Origin of the sequence: Microbulbifer sp. NBRC 101763 (assembly GCF_040371615.1) — a bacterium.
In the GTDB taxonomy this organism is placed as follows: Bacteria; Pseudomonadota; Gammaproteobacteria; order Pseudomonadales; family Cellvibrionaceae; genus Microbulbifer; species Microbulbifer variabilis.
In genome coordinates, this window is record NZ_BAABQV010000001.1 from 681,971 (window position 1) to 700,645 (window position 18,675).

Genomic DNA, 18,675 nt, shown 5'->3' on the forward strand with positions numbered 1-18,675 from the left:
GTTCTACCCGGCTTTCTTCTTTTAAGCCAGTTGCTCCCCCGAGAAGAAGACTTCCGGTTGGCGCAGAACCAGATAATCCTCCCATTGGAAACCGCTGCTTAAGAACTCAATTGCAGCTCTAACGCCCGATAAGAACAAGTGCTCACAGTGTTTTCCTGGCATCGCGAAGTCCAGCCAGTGGGGGTGCTCACCGCTGGTCATCGGTTCTATAGCGATCTCTTTTACCAGTGTGTGGTACTCCGCATTCAGGCTTGCCCGCACATGGTTGTCGAGCATATTACGGCAGGTATTGATTAGCCCCATGGCAAAGCGCCCCACCTTGTCAGACTTGGGCTGGTAGTGGTCCACCTCCAGCTTGATACCAAAAGTGGGTAGCTTGGGAGTACCGACTGGCTTGTGGAAGATATCAAAGGGGAAGTTGGATACCAGGCCGCCATCAACAAACTGAATCTCTTTAGGGAAACCATTTTTAAAGAATAGCCGGGGATCGCCAATCCCTTTTATACTGCGCCAGTTCTCAGCCACTGAACTGCATTCATCCAGCTGGGGAATATCCTTCACAGTGTAAGGTTTGAAAAAGCCCGGCACAGACATGGAAGCCCGGACGAACTCGGCGGGATTCACCGCATCCGGGTTACTAAAATAGAGCGGTGCCTTGGCTGGGAATACGGCTCGTGTTTCAGTGGTAATATCCGCCGCAACCAAAGCGACTTCTGCATTGCCTACTATGGGATCGGGCTCCCCCCGGTAGTGAAGGGTGGGAAACTGATTGATACGCTGGTTGAGTTGTGCCGTATTGGTAATGCCCAGCTGGCGCAGTTCCTCTTGTAGCCATTGGGTAAAAGCATCGCCAGGATTGAGGCCTTTTTCTCGCAACAGTTGCTTGCAGGTTCGTAGAGAATCGAACGGATGCAGGGCCAGGCTACTAAAAAGCCCTTTGCCTTTAAGCAGGCGTTGTACTGTTTTGCGCGCAAAACGTTCGCCGTCTTCAAAGCTGGCAAAGTCCGCCTTAGCCATAATATCCAGTAACTTTGCACTCTTACATGAGCCCGGTGTGCCGGCAGCGGCTAAAAACAGCGCATTGATGGCACCTGCAGAAGTGCCCGCAACCTTGCGAAAGCGTATGCCAGCCTTCTCAAGGATATAGGTGTAGCCCACCAGGGCAATCCCCAACATGCCACCGCCTTCCATCACCAGATCCACATACTGGAGCCCGTCAGAATCCTGCACGTCGCTAAAAGATTTACCCTCGATCGATTTGCGTGAATCTTGCCAAAGGGTATCCGCTTGGGAGATGGCGCTGGTCACCCATGCTGTTTTACTCATATGATCTTTCCCTGAAGTGACGGTCGATTCCATACGAAAGTTAAAAATATTATCGGTTAAAAGAGTGGGGCAGGGTATCACCCAGAATCAAATTCGCCATAGCATCCAGTTTGTTTTTCGTGCTTTCCCACCAAGGCACTACTTGATTCATTTGTGGGCAATTTTTTGGAAAGTTGTTTTTAGTGATGGTGATTCAGCCGTTGGTCGACGTCAAGGGTAATTATGCTACCTTGGCTAAATAGCGACTGATAACTGGTCGTAACCCTTGGCGACTAGAAGTTATCTCAAACAATACTTATTGGTGATATGCAACTTGACGGTTTTATTGTTACTTTCAGGTCATATTTGAGGTCATTGAATGTTTCGATGGGTGATGTATTTAGCCGCATGTGTATTTCCTTTATTGGCTACTGCTGTGGGCTTGGCTGATGAAGCGCAAAATAAAGGAAAGTATCTTGGGGCCTTTAATGATCCGGTGGCTTATTGTCGAGTTGTGGTCAACGCAGATAACCCGGAAGAACCCTATATAGGCCCCGCAAAACCGCAGATGGTGTTAACGGGTATTTACCTGGCGGCTGGTATTTCTGCGGGCGCCCCAAGGGATTGGGTTGCGGGGGGCACCTTTTGGCGTTGTATGGATGGCGGAGTCTATGCGTGTTTTATCGGTGCCAATCTTCCCTGCAAGGAAAAGGCGAACACTTCGAAGGAGCCGAGTGAAGCGATTACTGCTTACTGTAAGAGCAACCCTGCATCCAAATCTATACCGGCAGTTGTAACTGGGCGGGTGACTATCTATGAATGGCACTGTGAGAATAGCGTTCCAGAAATTACCCGACAGGCGCTGCAAGTAGATAAGCGGGGCTTTATCGCGAATTACTGGTATCGGATGGATAGGCCTTGATAATATGACCTTTTTTATCTCTTCGATATGGGCAAGTTATTTTAATTCGACGATTCACTAAGCTATCTCTCAGGAAACAGCACAGTTTGCTGATTTATTGTACATTAGGTATTCGATTTTTGTACTTGGCATCAAGTTATGGGAGTAATTACTTTACTTATACTGGTATGGCCAACATTGTGATGTCTCCGAGTGGAATACATTTGTCTTTGACCGCGACCACTCACATTGAATTCTTTAGCGGTTTCCCTGGGAAAAATTTTGCAAAGGATTTGCCAAAAAGGCCGTCATTGTGTTATTGACCCGATATTGCCATCCCCTATCTGTGCGACAATAGCGACTTGTCTAGTTCCAGTCTGGTTAGTTGAGTGGATATTGCTGCTGCCTAACTGAAGAGTTGTCGCTACACTAAGTGTGGCACCAGTCTGGGTAACCTCTGCCATGTTCATGACTCCAGCCTGGTTGATAGTGGCACTGCTCAAGGTAGTGCCGCCTTCTTGTTTGATTACTGCATTATTTGATTCGCCAAGTTGATTAACACTTCCTATGCTGAAATTAGTGCTGCTTTGTAAAATTTCGCTTTCATTCATTGATCCTACTTGATTGGAGAAGGCACTAATAAATTTAGTTCCAAATTGAACAATGCTAGAGCTGTTCATTGTGCCTATTTGGTTTACCAAAGCGCTACCAGCTATTGTTGAAGTTTGGGAGGTGCCTCCTGCATTCATTGAGCCGGTTTGATTTATCGATGCATTAGAGTATGTTGTGAGAGTCTGTGAGGAAACCCACTGATTTGCCTGGCCGAACTGATTAATGAAGATACTGCTTAACAATGTATTCTGATCTTGATTTGATTCTGAAATATTTGATTCGCCAACTTGGAAAATAGATGCGGAACTAAAAATGGTATTTGTTTGATCTATTGAACCGTTATTCAGAGAGCCATTCTGACTGACCGTGGCTATACTCAAAGTGGTTTCAAGTTGCCGTATTGTTGCGTTGTTTGACTCGCCAAGTTGATTAACACTTCCTAGGCTGAAATTAGCGCTGGTTTGCAAAATTTCGTTTTCATTCATTGATCCTACTTGATTGGAAAAAGCACTGATAAATGCAGACCCAAATTGAACAATACTAGAGTTGTTCATTGTACCTATTTGGTTTGCCCATGCGCTACCAGCCGTAGTTGAAGTTTGGGAGGTGCCTCCAGCATTCATCGAACCTACTTGATTTACAAATGCAGTAGAAAATGTCGTGGAAGTCTGGGAGGAAATCCACTGATTTGCCTCGCCGATCTGATTAATGAAGGTACTACTTAACATCGTAAATTGATCTTGAAATGATTCTGATACATTTAATTCTCCCACTTGCAAATGGGTTGTCGAACTGTTAGTGGTCCCCGTAGTTTGGGATGCATCTGAATTATTTGAGACACCAAATTGTGTTTGGGTGACTAAATTATTGTGTGTGGTTGGATCAGCTTGATCTGTATTGGCCATATTGTTGACGCCAACCTGGAATTGTATGGTCGTATTATTGTTTGCGAAAACCTCGGCGCTTAGTAAGAGTAGTATAGCCGATGTGATTGGGGTAAATCTGTTCATGGGTTTTCTTTGCCTGTTACGTATATTACTAATTAAGTGCTTTTCTAAGTTGAATCCAATGCAATGCAATGCGGCGCAGCTAAATTGCCCACGTTAAAAATAATGTTTGAAAATGATCTTAAAATCTCATGCAGTATTTTTTGATTTCATCAAATCTGGGGTGTAGTTTTCGCATGTTTAAATTTCAAATCTAACTTAGATATAATTCTATTCGTAAGTTGACTTTTATCCATAGGCTGAAAGCACTAATTGCCTAAGAATAAGGTATGTGAATATAGGGGGGCTTGATGAAATTCTGCGCGACAGTTACCTGATGTCTGTCTATTTAGATGTCTGGAGAAATATTTGCTAAGAAAAGGCTCTAGAGGAAATGTCAGATGATTTTCCTGATAATCTATATGTTCTCTGCTAAGGATGGGTGTGAAAACTATTATGAAGAAAGCAAGTGACAATTTTAATTAATGTGCTGTAAACATATCTTGTGCACTTAATTAATAACCAAGAAAGCATAATCAACCGTAATTAAAAAAGTAGCTCTGAAAACTCAGGAGGAGTATTTTGAAAGATTGAGATCGCTCTTGGGAAGAAGAAGCCTCTCACCAAGAGCGATCGGAATCGCGTTTACCAGGTTAAGCTGATATCGGTTCCATCAAACTTTACGTCTGAGTCGTACACATATTTCAATGTGCCTTTCCAGAAGGAGCCGTGCCATTCCCAGTCGGCATCGTAGCTGACTTCATTAATCACCTTTTGGCTAAAGGCTTCAAAGCTACCGTAGCGCTCTTGGCTACCCATGATCACTACCCAGGTTTGTTCGTTCCAGTCGCAGGTAACGGTATTGGAGTCACCATTGCCACAAGGATAACGCACAGCGATATAGCCGTCGTCTTCCTTGCCGAACTTCCAGTTGCCGCTGCGCTTTTCCTCTTCAAACCCTTCCGGCCACTGCAGGGCTACGTTGGAGCCGCCGGAGTGGAACAGCTCAATTTCCGGGTAGGGATTGTATTGTATTACGGCAACATTGTTCACCTGCTTAATCTTGGGCAGGTGGTCGTTTTGCATGGTGCTATTGCCATCGCCAACCTTCGCCCAGACTGATTGGGTGCCGGTGGTGGCGATCCAGGGGGTCTGCTGGTAGCCCTGACGACCACCCCAGTAGTTCTGAATGGAGTGCATCATCACACCACCATTTTTATACATAGAGAAGTTGGCACCGGAGAGCACCGAGCTGCGGCTGAATACAGCTCCGGCCTTAGCGGCAGCGGGGGCAGCCGCTTCTGAAAGACCCAGGAATTGGTCAAAGGCCTTTAGCCCTTCATACCCTTCAAGCTGATATCTACTGGCGAACCAAGCGGTATCAGCGGCTACGTCGGGGTGGAAGTAGGCTCCCTGGCTCCAGTAGAAGGGCACACGTTCTTCGCGGGGGAAGTCGGCATAGAGACTGTTTCTGGCATCGCCGAGAGAGTGGCCTACCGAGTAATTCATATTCAGGTTTTTACCGAAATACTCAAAGACCTCATCGGTGATCTCCAGGCCAGAGGTAGCCAGCATTACACCTGCGGGGCTTGGTGTTCTTACTGACTCTTTGCCCAGGCCCGTTAACAGGTAGATGATGCGGTTGATGTTGCCGCCGGAACCGTTCCTGCGATAGCCATCGTTACTGCGGCCTGCGGCTGAAAAAAGGATGCCCTGGTCGTTAGTGACCAGCAAGATGTCCTGTAGCAAGCGTTGCGCAGCTCCTGTGGCCAGTGCGCGGATTTCTGCATCTTCAGAGAAATCAACGAGGTTAAGTAGCGCCGATAAGGTGTAGGGGTAATAGACCGGGGAGTAAAACTCGTAGAAACCGTACTGGTTTTTGACTTCCAGGTAGCGCTTTAGGCGCTTATAAGTTCTGTCATCTGCAAAGGCACCGTACTTTTCCTGCAGAAGGTACTGGGCAGAGGTGTACATGATCATGTGGTTTTCAGAGGCAAAGACATGATCCCCAGTGCCGCCTTCCTTAAACCAGAAATGGTATCCATCCAGGGCGGCAAATAGTTCGTCTTTAATTTCCGGGCGGAAAAACAGAATACGGATCAGCCTGGTGAGGGTGAAATCTGAATTTTTTTTTCCACCATTGCGCAAGACATCCAGGTTTTTGTTCAGTGCCTCCCAGTTGAGCTCATCACCAGTGTATGCCTGCAGGACTACAGCGGTATCATTGGTGGAAGAAACCCCCTCTTCAATATATTGCAGTTGCCTATTTTGATAGGCGCTCTCATCAAAAGACTGCGCACTTGCAGAATGTATCGCCAATCCTAATAAAATCGGGTACAGCATTCCTACTACTGGTACTTTCATCAGTACTTGTTCCTATTTAGATTTTGATTTTTGGCGTTAAACACCATAAATGTACCACTTATGTATTACAGGAATTTATTGGGCTAAACGATAGGTATTTTCTGTCGGCTTGGGTTGCGATTTCGACCACTTAGGCTCTTGGTTCTCACTTTTTAAAAATTTTCGTGGTCAGTTTTTTGGTCGTCTTAATTATTTATTTTTTATGTCATGCAGATGAATTTTTTTAGCTGCTAATTGGTACAAAGTGGTATTCAAGATAAATTTGTTTTCTCGGGTAAGATAATGAGTAACCTTTTATTCGCTACGGTTTTAATTGTCAGTTTAGGTCTGGGATGAACAGCTTCGGGAAGGGAATGATTAGTTTAATAATCACTTCTTATTGGCGCCAGTTTAGTTTGTAATTGCTGTGCCAACCGATTTAGCATTTGGTGAAAAGTGCTCAGGTTTATAAGGTGGCAAAGCCTGGGGGATTAAAAATTTGCTATTTTGAGAAGAATGTTTTTACAAATAGCGATGTTCGCTTTCATGCATTCGAGAATAAAAAATGAAAAAATTACTAATCTTTTTTGCGGCTGGTTGTTTGGGCGCAGTAGCCAATAGTGTTGTGGTATGGCTGTTTGGGGACTTTGGAATAACCCCATCTCTTGGTGTGTCTATTACCCCATCTTTATCCGCTGAATGGCTCTATCCCAGGGTAGTTTGGGGGGGTATTTGGGGGCTTTTTTTTATTCTTCCCTTCTTGTCATCGAAGTTGTTGTTAAAAGGCAGCATCCTGAGCTTGCTCCCCACTGCGTTCCAGCTTTTTGTGGTTTTTCCTGTAATGGCTGGAAAAGGTATGGCTGGGCTTGAATTGGGTGCACTTACCCCGGTTTTTGTATTGTTTTTTAACTGGATATGGGGAGTTGTTACAGCGCTCACAATAAAATGGGCTCAATCATAAAGCCGCTATATCTGGTTGCTGGGCTTAATTGACAAGTATTCTTTTAGCTGCGCCAAGGCCGCGACTGGTTGTCGTAGAGGGTCCATTAATCCAGTGATCAATAATCTGATGGGCAAAATCACGCCTCTGTGGCCCACTGTTGCCCTTGGTGAGTTCTCCTAGAACCCAGTGATTGTGTGCGATCCAGGTATCTCTGGCGACTGGGCGAATGCTCTGGTCTGCCTCACAAAATAGCGGTAGGGATATGGTCAGGTCGCTGGTTTGGCGCAGGGTCTTTGAAGAGATACCTGGGTTTCCAAGTGTATTCCACCAGCGCCGGGCCGTATCCGGGTCGTGGCCAAATTTTTGCTTAAAAGATTTTGTAAATGGGCTGAGAAACGGCCAGCTACCGCCTTCCAAAATACGTTCAACTATCTCTTTAGTGCTTGCCCGATCACCAAAGTTCTCCGGGTCATAAAGTACGCGGTCTTTAGCGGCGGCATGGATAGGGCTGGTGGCGTCGGCGGTAACTATCGTTTCTGTAGGCAGGGCTGCTGCGGCAATGGGCAGCAAAGATGGAGCGCCAAGGCCCAGGCAGTGAAATCTTTGCAAACGCGTGTTGCGGTCTTGGTAGCCATCTGCAATACCTTTAAGTACTTGTGCCAGGCGCACGTAACGCCGTGGGACCGGACGAGTCAATTTGAAGGATGCCGTACCACTAACGTAAAAATCCGTTGCATTAAGGTCACCGCAAATACCCGCGAGCCCCATAGCTGCGGATGTTACTCCAGCTTCTGCGGCGAGTTGTCCGGCGTCGCGGGCCGTGTTGTAGTCCATCGCACTCAGTACCGCATATATCGCAAGCCCCTGGCAGAGCGGGTTTTCCGCTACTTTTTGCCAGAGCCTTAAGCTGCGACGGTTGCGTGAGGCAATGCGCTCCACTGTCCAGCCTGTGATCTCCCGTTCCAGGTCCAAGGCCACCAGGCAGGTGCTGGCGAAGTCTTCCTGGGCGATAAGGTCGGTGGGATTCATCAGCAGCTGACGTTCGATCAGCTGGAGGGTATCGATAGACTCGGATCGTCCAGTGCAGTCGGCAAGTACGGATTCTGCCAGTGCATCGGCTTTTTTACGTAGGCTTGGCGGGACCTCGCGACCGCGGGGGAGATGACCGAGCTTTCTGCGTAGAGTTTTGACCTCGCGGGTGATTTCCCTGGCTTTTTCAGAGAATTTCGCAAAGACAGAATCGATTAACTGCTTTGTGCCGTTATCGGCAAAGAGTGGCAGGCCCCTGTTGCGCACCTCAACAGCCAGCCGCAGGTTTGGGTTTGTAATACGATGGGCTGATAGCAAGTAGCCATCGGCTGAAATGAGATGACTGGCGAAGGCATCCAGAGTTTGACGGCGTAAGTTGGCAATAAAGTGCATCGAAGCAACTACCTGAGCGGTGCTCCCCCATGGAGCGCATGTGAGCAGGATTTCCACTCATCAAGCAGTCCATGCATGTCTTCCAGTTCCACTTCGAGTTCGAGCGCAACCTGCTCAAAGATATCCCACGCGGCAAAAACATCGGGGTGAGTTTCGATACACTCGGCCACGGCATGATCCATTGGCTCGATAGGCATATCCATCTCATCTTTTTGATGCAGGTTGGGAAGGCTGGGAATGGCCGTTTCGAGACATTCAGCGCGCACAGACTCTTTGGCGGCGTGCCACTCGGCCTTTGCCAATTGCGCCATCGCCAGTAGTACCTCTAATTCCAGCAATTTGATTTCAACACTTTCCTGTTCCGACAAGCAGCCGTCATCCGGTGGCATGGCGCTTCTCCTGTTAACGTATCAGAGGGGTAAAGAGCAGCTCTGCAGCGCCCTGGGAAGTTTCATCGCTACTATCAGGGCTTTGAACTCCAAGGGACCAATAGAGATTTGCATTGCTCCGCCATGGCTGGAACCAACGGCTTGCCAGCCTCATAAATGCGATGTCAAAGCTGTTTTCGCCGATATCGGCAAGTGCGAGAGCGTCTACCTCTACACCAGGTCTCCCGCTTAACAGGCTTGAGCTTTTTCTGAATATGCCGCTGAGCCTACAAAAGGCTCCTTTGGTAACGCCGGCATGCGGTAAGTGAGAGAAGCGCACCACGGCATTTGCCTCGGCATCGCTGGAGGGGTCATGCAACTTAATGTGGCTTAATAGCATGCCGCCTTCCTGAGGAGGAGAGGTGACATTTTTTACGAAACCACGAACTTCAATAAACTCTCCGTCCAAGTGGTTACTGAGTTTGGCCAGCTCCACATTCTTACCATTGGGAAGTGCGGTACTAAACGACATTGAGGCAATACCCTTCTGCAGTTCCTTAATATCTTTTGGTATTTCCAAACCGCTCGTACTCGCGGCAAGTCTGTAGCAGGCCACATGGCTGGCAATGGCCTTGCGAGTAAGAAAGTGGGCATCAACGGCGATATCCCCAACCCGCTCAGCCAAGCCGCCGCTACCTCTCCCCAGGAGTTCTTGGATGACGTTATGCATAGCCGCCTGCGCTCCTATGAGTGCGGGCAAGTTCCGTTCTATTTCCCCTGCGAATAACAAGGAAATGTTTGTGATATTTTCCGGGTTGCCTATCAATACTGCGCTGTAAATCTGCTTTTGCCACCCCTCTATAAAATCTGTAAATTCCCTGGTGATGGCTTTAACTTCGCCTATGTCATCCGTTGAGAACCCAGGTTTATGCCCTCCTGTCGACACAGCGTTATTAAATTGCGCATGCACTAAAGCCAACAGGCCGCGACACAGGCACATAATTACCGCATCGGCACCACTTTCCAGGCCTGGGTTCAGGGGTTTATCTGTATTGGGCAGGTAGGCGTTCAGGAGGCTGATATTTTCCGTGTCTCCACTCGCCAGGCCTTCCATTGATGCCTGAATATCGGCCCTTATTCCTATGTCGGCCAACCTTGTACGCAATCGCTCCACAATACTGTTGGGGACTTCCGAGCCCACCATTTCTTCGGCTTTTGCCAAGAGTCTATCCAGGCGGCTATCGATATCCATTTGTTGAAGGCCATCTTCAAGGTTGGTCGCAAATTGGTCCCTGCTTTCACTGATAGCAATACCTCGTAATACGTATAGGAACTCCAGACCCATTCGATGATCGATTTGATTTAGTTCGGAAGCATTATCTGCGCGGCTTTGTAAATTGCGAAACTCTGCATATCCAAGCCCCAGGCATAGGCGAGCCTGCTGCTCAAGCTGGTTCCAAGAGAAAGTAAGAAGTGTTTTTTGAACAGCTATTGCTTCCCGAAATAATCTTTGGAGAGCGGGATTTTGAACCTTGTAAGCTGGCAGTAAATTAAACTGAGATCTTAGTAGGGATAAATAAGTCTTGCTGGGGTGCACATTGGGCTGTGGCATCCAGGTCTCCTTACGTCACAAACGGGGTTAGTTTCTCAGTCAGGAGAAGTAATAATAGTTAATCGTAAGGTTTCTGCCTCAAGCGTTCATCGCTTGAATAGTTTTCTTTTGAGCGCTTTTAAATCAAGGCGAACAATCGCCTAGCTATTACCTGCTGATAATTAACCTTGCTAAAGATCTGTTTTTGCGCCTTTGATGAACTATTGCCGTTCTAGCTTTTTGAGGGGGCTTTGATTAACCATTTTATTAGGCAGGCGTTAATAGAGATGCCGAATACGGAAGTAATTTATTGCGATCTAAAAGCGCTTTGACTGTTCTGGCCTCTGCACCATCAGTTGACATAAGCAGAGTATCGGCACTCTGCTTAATTGGTTTGACCACAACGGTAAAGCAATAGTTAAAGATTAAAAAACAACAACTCAGGCGCCTGGAGAGTAAATTGAGAATAAGTCGGCTGATATCTTTCTTCCAGCCAGTATAAAAAATAACCACATATATTTGCTTGGTAATTGCACTATTTGTATAAACTTTAATAAGCTTGTTTTAGCTTGAACCTGAAGGCACCTTCTCTTCGATAGTTTCAATCGGCATCCAACCTAAGTACTGGTGCGCATTTTCGTAATGGTCCATTCCTACTTCCCAGGCAATAAGGGTGGCGCCCTCTGACTCTGTGGCAACTTTCCAAATTACCCTGACTAACCCACGATTTGTGGCATTTTCCGCTGTAGGAAGACAGTCTTGACAGCTAATCCATTGAGGTAACTTACTGTTCTGGCTGGGTTTGCCAGCAAGGGAGATTTGGTTACTCAAAAGAAAGTTCCTCACCAAACAAATTTGAATTGTAAATAGTCTTATTGTTGCTTATTGAGGTGCCAATAAAGGTATCGATATACCCGCGGTATTGTTCACCTGACGGCAATCATAGCATATTTAATAATGAGACTTACTGGTCAAGTATAGGCCTGCGCAGCAATAATTTGACTCCAAATGTGAACTGGTTAAATGAATTTTTTTATTTAGCGGGTGTCTATTAACCTTCAGCCCATAAAAGTAGTTTTTTCTTTTAATTTTTCACAACCCTCAGGCCGGCCTGATTCTTATTGTTGCGTAGATTTAGGGTTGCCTGTGAGGCTATGAGATCATGTGATTATACTAACACTGTTTAATATTTTGGTGAGTTTCATAAGGGCTGTATTGTATTTTTTGGCAATTGTATAGACCAAAATATATTTTTTATTAAGAGTGCTGGCAGGTTCTATAATAGTTAATAGAGAGGTTGTTATTAAAATTGTTGCGTATCTTGGGAATTCCTTACTCTAAAAGATCAGTAATCACCGCATGATAGGTGCTAATAATTTTGGCCCATGCTGATGTTATAGTATTTCAAGGATTTCTTCTTCGGAAATTGGTTGGGGTTTAATTAGATCTTGTCATCGGGCCAGAAGGGGCATGATCTCTTGAGAAAAACCGATACTTTACCAATATGAATATCTCGGATAAATTTTTAGTCGCGGCAATTATTGGTGCTGAAAGATTTAAATACTGAATTCTATGCAGGGATTTCTCAGAAAAATCCTAGGCGCCTAGTGTTTGATAGAAAGTAAAAGCGGAGACTTACAATGCTCTCCCGAAAGACCAGTATATATGATCCCCGTATCGCCCTAATGGGCGATAAACTTTTTTAAACTGCATATAGACCATCTGATTCTCAGCGATTTCTATTTGTCACTATCCGTTTCTTTTTGATCCGCAGATAAATTTCTTCGCGGTGAACGGAAATGGATTTGGGAGCATCCACTCCTACCTTTACCTGATCACCCTTTACTTCAAATACTGTGACCGAAACTTTTGTTCCAATTCTGATGTTTTCGCCAATTCGGCGGGTTAAAATTAACATGGTCATTTCCTATTGAACTTAAACCATAGGCAGGCTTTCCACAGTGGAAAGGCTTAAAAGTAATGTGTGAAGGAAATGCGGGGTGGTGCACGAGAACGGTAGGCGTAGAAGAAGAAAAGGCGGGCGCAACGCTCCCAGAGCCTGGGGAATCGCTCCAAGCTACTGAATGTTCTCCACTTTATTGAAGACGAGTGGGTTTCTAGCGTATTATCCATTCAGCCATTTTGATAGTTGGGTTATCAATTTGGTCAGCTGGCCCCTGGTGTTGACGCACCTTGGGTCAGCGCCTTTTACTTACTCTTACATCACGCTAGCGTTCTCCTTTGAAGGGTGGGGTTTCTAGGGAAATCTTAAGGCTTCTGACTCTCTGAGGCTTTTTAGATTATTGCCCACAGAGGTTTGCTAAATAAGCGCCTAAATCCCGATAAATATCCACCAATTCTACGCAGCTTTGACACTAAAACAAACTTAATAAAATCCAATAAGATTATTTTCGTGCCTATATTTGCCTGGTTACACTTGGATATAATTTTATTCTTGATTGATTTAGGTGGCTTTCCGTACCGGTTCTCATCTTATAAATTGAATAATCCCTCCGCTTTTCCAGGTGCTCACTGATTGGTGAGATAAAATTCAGGGAAAAGTGTTTGGAGAAGTTATGGAGAAGTAGGTGGAGCCTTCAGGGCGGGCCGATAACTGCTTATTGTAGGCTTATCCCCGGTTTACTTTATGGGTTTATTGTTTCTGGTGGGGTTAGCCTTTTTGGGGGTGTCCCGGCGTAGACAGGTGTGTGAGGAGTAGAAGGCCGTTTATAAATTCAGGAATAGGGTGGTTTATTTTTTAATTTGGACTGAAATAGAGCTTGATGTATTTTTTTATAGACAGTGAGTGAGCAGGAATAAAAGGGAAGGGATAGGTGGCCAGTGGCACTTACTTTCCCTCCTCAACAAATATGTAGAAGCGTTACTCTTCGTAACGGATTTCAGTGATATAGTAAGTCTGCCATTCTTCTCCTTGACGAATTTCTATCTCATCGTCGAGCTTTCGCCCCAGTAGGCTGCGTGCAACTGGGGAGTCCATTGAGATCAGGCCTGCTTTCACATCAAACTCATCTGGGCCGACGATTCGATAGCTAACAGCTTCACCGTCCTCATCCTCAAGCGTCACCCAGGCCCCAAAAAATACTTTTTCTTTATCTTCTGGTACCCGATCTACTACGGTGATTTCCTCCAGGCGTTTAGTGAGAAAGCGCACGCGGCTGTCGATTTCACGCAGTCGTTTCTTGCCATAGATATAATCTGCGTTTTCGGAGCGGTCCCCTAACTTGGCTGCGTCACTGACAGCCTGGGTGACCCTGGGCCGTTCTTCCTCCCAGAGGTGTTTTACTTCGGCGCGCATTCGCTGCGCGCCCTCTGCGGTGATATAGCGGGAGCCGCGCGGACGCGGCGGTCTCCATCTTCCCATAGGTTTACTGGATGCCTCTTAACTGTAGGGATGCGCTGCTAAAGGTTTTCAATGGTGATTCCTGGGCCGGCTTCTGCCAGCGGAAACTTGAATATACGACTATAGAACTCGAGTTCGCCTTCAAGTGCCATCTTGATGCTGTCGCCACTCCTGAATCCGTGTCCTTCATTGGTGAAGGTGATATAAGAAACGGGAATGCCACGCTCTTTGAGGGCTTTTACCATGGTTTCTGCCTGGTTGGGCGGTACTACCTTATCTTCCATACCCTGAAAGAAGATTACCGGGCAGCTCAGCTGCTCCACATGATTGATGGGAGAGCGCTCATAATAAATATGCTCGGCAGATGGCCAGGGGCCCACCAGTTTATCCAGGTAGCGGGATTCAAATTTGTGTGTGTCTTTGGCAAGGCTGCTCAATTCACCGATGCCATAATGGCTGGCGCCGGCCTTAAAGGTGTCGTGATAGGTGAGTGCGGCGAGTACTGTATAACCGCCAGCACTGCCGCCTTTAATTAACAGCCGTTCAGGATCTGCCAGACCTCGGTCAACCAGGTACTCGGCACCTGCACAGACGTCCTCGACATCATAAATTCCCCATTTATCGGTGAGGCGATCTCGATATTCACGCCCATATCCTGTGCTGCCGGAATAGTTTACATCCAGAATGGCAAAGCCGCGGCTGGTCCAATATTGCACTTTTAAGTTGAGGCCTGCTGAAGTGGCACCTGTGGGGCCGCCATGGCTAAATACAATCAGTGGGGGCTTATCGCCTTCGGGGGCTGAGTAGCTGGGGTTGTGTGGAGGATAGTAAAAGCCATGGACGTCGCGGTCGTTTACCGTAAAGGTAATTGCCTGGGCGTTGGAGAAGAGATTGGTTGGTAAGGTACGGCTGTTACTGCTAGCTATAGGTTCTAAAGTGCGCATAGCCGAGTCAAAAGTGACAACCGCTGGAAAACTGTCGGTGCCAGCGGCAATCATAATGGCTTTTCCATCTTCACAGTGCAGGCTTTCAATATCGCAATAGGGCTGTTCGATAGTGTGGTGCTTACCGGTGCGGGTATTCAGGGTGGCCAGATACCAGCGGCCATTCTCTGTGTAAGTACACAGAATTTCTTCCTCGCTGATAAAACCGTAGGTAGACATGCCGAATACCCATTGGGGTGTGGCGAATTCTGCATTTTTTTCCCACAGGGGAGTTTCTTGCCCCAGCTGGTACAGGTTCCACCAGTTGTTGCGGTCAGAAACATAAACCAGCTCCCCCTGTGGGGACCATTGTGGTTGAAATATGGATTCGTTCTGCCCGCCGGCCACTTGCGTGACTTCGGTAACTTCCCCTTGTGTATTCAAGTCGGCAAGGCACAGTTCGGTGGCATCCCAGGGGAGGTTGGGGTGATGCCAGCGCAGGAAGCTCAGCTTGCTGCCGTCGGCATTCAGGGCCGGGTTTGAATAAAAATCAGCACCTTCCTGTAATACTTCGGGAGTTGTATCCAGTGGTTTTTGCAGGTCGATCGCAATGATACGAGCACACGCCTCAGCGCCTTGCTCGTGGCCGCTGTCGTCTTCCTCGATACAGATCAGGCGGTTTCTTTTTTTATCCAGAATTAAGTCTGCGTAGCGCGAGCTATTTTCTGGAGTAATAGCTTCGGGCAGGGTGCTGTCGAGTTTCATGCGGTAGATACGCTGGTCTTCCGCTAACACAAAGTAGAGCGTATCCCTACTCACCAGGTAGCTGCCGCCACCGTATTCGTGGGCTTTGGAGCGCACACTCACAGGGGCGGGAGTGAGGTCCTTGCGGCCATCTTTTGGGCAGTATTGCACCAGGACATTGCGGCCTTTCTCTAATGGTCGCGACTCCAGCCAGTAATAGCGCCCATCTACCAGAGTGGCTTCCCCTAGGCGCACACTGCCCTCTACAAGAAGTTCAGCGCTGATTGCAGATTTCCAGCTGCCATAGGGGGCGGTAATTGTCATGGGGACCTCGCTCATTGGTTAGTTATTTCCTTATTTGGTTTCTTGCATTCTGCCGGCCCTGTAAAGAGGGCACAAGGTGCCTTTCTAAGGGCAGATGCCTGTGATAGGCTGCAATAACCAAGCAAGCGCTTGGTGTGATCAATAACAATGATCAACTGATTTTTAGGGATACTGCCTTGAAGATCTTGTACCTGGTGACGGTGCAGATACTTCGAGAAAGGCAATCAATGGATTTTGAATAGATCCTTCGACTTGCCAGGTTGACCGCGGCCCAAATAAAGATAATTCAGGAGAGCCTGCGATGTCTGATGAAGTTGTAATTACTTGCGCCCTGACAGGGGTGCTCACCAACCCCCAGCAGCACCCGGTTCCGGTTACCCCAAAGGAAATGGCAATCTCTGCGCGGGAAGCCTTTGATGCCGGTGCTTCGGTTATGCATGTACATTTTCGTGCCCAGGAGCCGGGTAAGGGGCATCTGCCCAGCTGGGACCCGCAAGTGGCATTGGAAATAGCCGATGCGATTCGCGAAAAGTGTCCCGGTGTTATTTTAAATTTTTCCACTGGCACTATAGGCAGGGACCAGCGAGGCCCATTGGAGTGTGTACGCGCCGGCAAACCGGAAATTGCTGCCTGTAATGCTGGCAGCCTGAATTATCTGAAGGCGCGCTCTAATGGCACCTGGGCCTGGCCGCCCATGGTTTTTGATAACCCGGTAGACAAGGTGGAGGAGCTACTGGAAGTTTGCCGTGAGACAGGTACCCGGCCAGAGTTTGAGTGTTTTGATCTCGGTATCGTGCGCTCGGTGGGCATGTATGCAGATGTAGGTATGGTGGATAAGCCCAATTACAATCTGGTGATGGGGGTGGCTTCGGGAATGCCCGCAGACCCGGAACTGCTGGAGCTTATGCCGAAATATATGAAGCCAAATAGCCTGTGGCAGAGTACGGTGATCGGGCGTGAGGAAATCTGGCCCGTGCATCGCAAAACAGCGGAGCTGGGCGGGAACCTGCGCTCAGGGGTGGAAGATACCTTTTACCTGCCTGGAGGGGAGCGTACTAGCGGTAATGGCCAGCTGATTGAGGCGCTGGCTGTTATTGCGGAGGAGCGTGGCCGTAAAGTGGTATCTCCAGAGCGAGCGCGGGAAATTTTCTGTTAAGACCTTCCTATTTATGGTGATGCCGTGGCGGATGAATTTTATGCTGCGGCAGGCCTTTCCTCTTTATTCCTTTGACTTCTGCTGAAAATCAATCTGCCTGGAGACTGCTAGTCTTATTACCAGCCTGGGTGTCGCCGGTACCATGGGTGAATAAAAAGTAAGCCGTCAAAGGGAGTGGTGGATGCAAGCGCTTCTGGACCAATTAATCAGGGTGATTGACTGGGCCAACCTATTTCTATGGGGGGGAGTTGCCGGCATTTGGTGGTTGGGAATTTTGATCATGGCCTTATTGCCGGCCGGCCTCTACTTTTCCATTCGTACCCGCTTTATCCAGTTCAGGCACTTTGGCCATATGGTGAAGGTTATGGTGCGCGGTATCCATAAAGAGCATCCCGGTTCAATTTCTGCTTTTCAGGCATTTGCCACCAGTGCTGCGGCCCGTATTGGTACCGGGAGCCTTGCGGGCGTTGCGGTTGCCATTACTGCTGGGGGGCCGGGTGCCGTATTCTGGATGTGGATGGTGGGCTGGCTGGGGATGGCGACCAGTATGGTTGAAAATACCCTTGCTCAGGTTTACAAGGAAAAAGGGGAGCAGCCGGGAACGTTCCGCGGTGGGCCTGCGTACTACATCGAAAAGGGGCTCGGGCCAAACTGGAGGTGGTTATCAGTCACCTTTTCTATATTCCTGTTGATGTGTTACGGCTTTATTTTCAACTCAGTGCAGTCAAATGCCATGGCCCAGGCAATCAACGATGCCTGGGGAATTAACCCGCTGTTAGTAGGGTTTGTGGTGGCCTTGGTTGCGGCGATTATTGTGTTTGGTGGTATTCGCTCTATCGCAAGCTTTGCGGGAATTGTAGTGCCCTTTATGGCGATCGCCTATCTGTTAGTGGCTCTGGCAATCTTGATCGTCAATATTGCCGAGTTACCAAAAGTACTCGCCACTATTTTGAAAAGTGCTTTCGGACTGACTGAGGCTGGCGCAGGTGTACTGGGGGCAGTGGTTTCCAATGGTATTAAGCGCGGATTATTTGCCAATGAGGCCGGGTTGGGGTCTTCGCCAAATGTTGGTGCTGCCGCCGATGTAAAGCATCCATTGGTGCAGGGTTATGTGCAAATGGCTTCGGTATTCCTGGATACCATTGTGATTTGTAGCTGTACGGCGGCGATTATTCTGGTTGCCGATGTTTATATGGTGGGGAATGTTGAAGGAGTAAAGCTGGCCCAGGACTCGTTAGCTAGTGAGGTGGGCTCCTGGGGAAGCGGATTTATTGCCTTTGCGCTGCTGTTCTTTGCGTTCACTTCGATTATTGGTAATTACTATTATGGTGAAACCAATATTTTTTATCTTTACCACACGCGCACCTCTATATTCTGTTATCGCATTGTTTTCCTGATATTTATCCTTTTTGGTGCCTGGGTTTCCTTCAGCGGCAGTGCCGAGAATTTTACCTTGCTTTGGCGCATGGCTGATGTGTCAATGGGATTTATGGCTTCGACAAATATCCTGGCTATTATTTTGCTTTCAGGCATTGCATTCAAAGTTCTAGCGGACTATGAAGAGCAATTAAATCGAGGAATTAAGGAGCCAGTTTTTGATGCCAGCAAGTATGATATTAAAGGGATTGACCATGAGGTGTGGGATAGAAAATAAGAGTTTACATTATTAGCATCTGTAAAAGATTTATGTCCAGTA

14 protein-coding genes are annotated in these 18,675 nt (G+C 47.5%); 4 read left to right on the forward strand and 10 right to left on the reverse strand.

Going from position 1 to position 18,675, the window contains the following annotated elements:
- Positions 1-21 precede the first annotated feature (21 nt).
- Entirely contained in the window at positions 22-1,326 is a 1,305-nt protein-coding gene (locus ABWV76_RS03140) for a patatin-like phospholipase family protein (protein ID WP_353375193.1), read from the reverse strand.
- A 358-nt stretch (positions 1,327-1,684) separates the two neighbouring features.
- Between ABWV76_RS03140 and ABWV76_RS03145 the strand changes: the two genes are divergently transcribed.
- Positions 1,685-2,227: a hypothetical protein gene (locus tag ABWV76_RS03145; RefSeq protein WP_020415047.1), complete on the forward strand. Its 543-nt coding sequence runs from the start codon at positions 1,685-1,687 to the stop codon at positions 2,225-2,227.
- A 287-nt stretch (positions 2,228-2,514) separates the two neighbouring features.
- Here the strand turns inward: ABWV76_RS03145 and ABWV76_RS03150 are convergent, their stop codons facing one another.
- Both ABWV76_RS03150 and ABWV76_RS03155 read right to left on the reverse strand, forming a co-directional pair.
- Complete coding sequence (locus tag ABWV76_RS03150) at positions 2,515-3,723, reverse strand: hypothetical protein (RefSeq protein ID WP_353375194.1); 1,209 nt, start codon at positions 3,721-3,723, stop codon at positions 2,515-2,517.
- 726 nt (positions 3,724-4,449) lie between these two features.
- Positions 4,450-6,168 carry a hypothetical protein gene (locus ABWV76_RS03155; protein WP_353375195.1) on the reverse strand — a complete coding sequence of 573 codons (1,719 nt, stop codon included), beginning with the start codon at positions 6,166-6,168 and terminating at the stop codon, positions 4,450-4,452.
- Between the two features lie 544 nt (positions 6,169-6,712).
- On the opposite strand from ABWV76_RS03155, the gene ABWV76_RS03160 reads away from it, so the two are divergent.
- Positions 6,713-7,108, forward strand: a complete 396-nt coding sequence (locus tag ABWV76_RS03160) for a hypothetical protein (protein WP_020415051.1) — start codon at positions 6,713-6,715, stop codon at positions 7,106-7,108.
- A gap of 24 nt (positions 7,109-7,132) precedes the next feature.
- Here the strand turns inward: ABWV76_RS03160 and ABWV76_RS03165 are convergent, their stop codons facing one another.
- The 7 genes from ABWV76_RS03165 to ABWV76_RS03195 all read right to left on the reverse strand — a co-directional run bounded on the left by ABWV76_RS03165 (position 7,133) and on the right by ABWV76_RS03195 (position 15,838).
- Entirely contained in the window at positions 7,133-8,512 is a 1,380-nt protein-coding gene (locus ABWV76_RS03165; protein WP_353375196.1) for a hypothetical protein, read from the reverse strand.
- A gap of 8 nt (positions 8,513-8,520) precedes the next feature.
- Positions 8,521-8,901, reverse strand: coding sequence for a hypothetical protein (locus tag ABWV76_RS03170; protein WP_020415053.1), 381 nt, complete (start codon positions 8,899-8,901; stop codon positions 8,521-8,523).
- Positions 8,902-8,914: 13 nt separating this feature from the next.
- On the reverse strand, positions 8,915-10,492 hold the full coding sequence (locus ABWV76_RS03175; RefSeq protein WP_353375197.1) for a hypothetical protein: 1,578 nt from the start codon (positions 10,490-10,492) through the stop codon (positions 8,915-8,917).
- Between the two features lie 543 nt (positions 10,493-11,035).
- A complete protein-coding gene (locus ABWV76_RS03180; protein ID WP_020415056.1) occupies positions 11,036-11,302 on the reverse strand; it encodes a hypothetical protein in 267 nt (88 codons plus the stop codon).
- 898 nt (positions 11,303-12,200) lie between these two features.
- On the reverse strand, positions 12,201-12,389 hold the full coding sequence (csrA, locus tag ABWV76_RS03185; RefSeq protein ID WP_353375198.1) for a carbon storage regulator CsrA: 189 nt from the start codon (positions 12,387-12,389) through the stop codon (positions 12,201-12,203).
- A gap of 963 nt (positions 12,390-13,352) precedes the next feature.
- The gene (gene greB, locus ABWV76_RS03190) at positions 13,353-13,853 is read right to left on the reverse strand and encodes a transcription elongation factor GreB (RefSeq protein ID WP_020415058.1); all 501 of its coding nucleotides are present in this window, start codon (positions 13,851-13,853) and stop codon (positions 13,353-13,355) included.
- 38 nt (positions 13,854-13,891) lie between these two features.
- Positions 13,892-15,838 carry a S9 family peptidase gene (locus tag ABWV76_RS03195; RefSeq protein ID WP_353375199.1) on the reverse strand — a complete coding sequence of 649 codons (1,947 nt, stop codon included), beginning with the start codon at positions 15,836-15,838 and terminating at the stop codon, positions 13,892-13,894.
- Between the two features lie 286 nt (positions 15,839-16,124).
- On the opposite strand from ABWV76_RS03195, the gene ABWV76_RS03200 reads away from it, so the two are divergent.
- The gene (locus tag ABWV76_RS03200; RefSeq protein WP_020415060.1) at positions 16,125-16,979 is read left to right on the forward strand and encodes a beta-keto acid cleavage family enzyme; all 855 of its coding nucleotides are present in this window, start codon (positions 16,125-16,127) and stop codon (positions 16,977-16,979) included.
- 181 nt (positions 16,980-17,160) lie between these two features.
- On the forward strand, positions 17,161-18,633 hold the full coding sequence (locus tag ABWV76_RS03205; RefSeq protein ID WP_020415061.1) for an alanine/glycine:cation symporter family protein: 1,473 nt from the start codon (positions 17,161-17,163) through the stop codon (positions 18,631-18,633).
- The last annotated feature ends 42 nt before the right edge of the window (positions 18,634-18,675 follow it).

Bases quoted from the DNA above. Each gene is read 5' to 3' on its own strand.
- ABWV76_RS03140 (WP_353375193.1), bottom strand. From the start codon at position 1,326: ATGAGTAAAACAGCATGGGTGACCAGCGCCATCTCCCAAGCGGATACC.
- ABWV76_RS03145 (WP_020415047.1), top strand. From the start codon at position 1,685: ATGTTTCGATGGGTGATGTATTTAGCCGCATGTGTATTTCCTTTATTG.
- ABWV76_RS03150 (WP_353375194.1), bottom strand. From the start codon at position 3,723: ATGGCCAATACAGATCAAGCTGATCCAACCACACACAATAATTTAGTC.
- ABWV76_RS03155 (WP_353375195.1), bottom strand. From the start codon at position 6,168: ATGAAAGTACCAGTAGTAGGAATGCTGTACCCGATTTTATTAGGATTG.
- ABWV76_RS03160 (WP_020415051.1), top strand. From the start codon at position 6,713: ATGAAAAAATTACTAATCTTTTTTGCGGCTGGTTGTTTGGGCGCAGTA.
- ABWV76_RS03165 (WP_353375196.1), bottom strand. From the start codon at position 8,512: ATGCACTTTATTGCCAACTTACGCCGTCAAACTCTGGATGCCTTCGCC.
- ABWV76_RS03170 (WP_020415053.1), bottom strand. From the start codon at position 8,901: ATGCCACCGGATGACGGCTGCTTGTCGGAACAGGAAAGTGTTGAAATC.
- ABWV76_RS03175 (WP_353375197.1), bottom strand. From the start codon at position 10,492: ATGCCACAGCCCAATGTGCACCCCAGCAAGACTTATTTATCCCTACTA.
- csrA (WP_353375198.1), bottom strand. From the start codon at position 12,389: ATGTTAATTTTAACCCGCCGAATTGGCGAAAACATCAGAATTGGAACA.
- greB (WP_020415058.1), bottom strand. From the start codon at position 13,853: ATGGGAAGATGGAGACCGCCGCGTCCGCGCGGCTCCCGCTATATCACC.
- ABWV76_RS03195 (WP_353375199.1), bottom strand. From the start codon at position 15,838: ATGAGCGAGGTCCCCATGACAATTACCGCCCCCTATGGCAGCTGGAAA.
- ABWV76_RS03200 (WP_020415060.1), top strand. From the start codon at position 16,125: ATGTCTGATGAAGTTGTAATTACTTGCGCCCTGACAGGGGTGCTCACC.
- ABWV76_RS03205 (WP_020415061.1), top strand. From the start codon at position 17,161: ATGCAAGCGCTTCTGGACCAATTAATCAGGGTGATTGACTGGGCCAAC.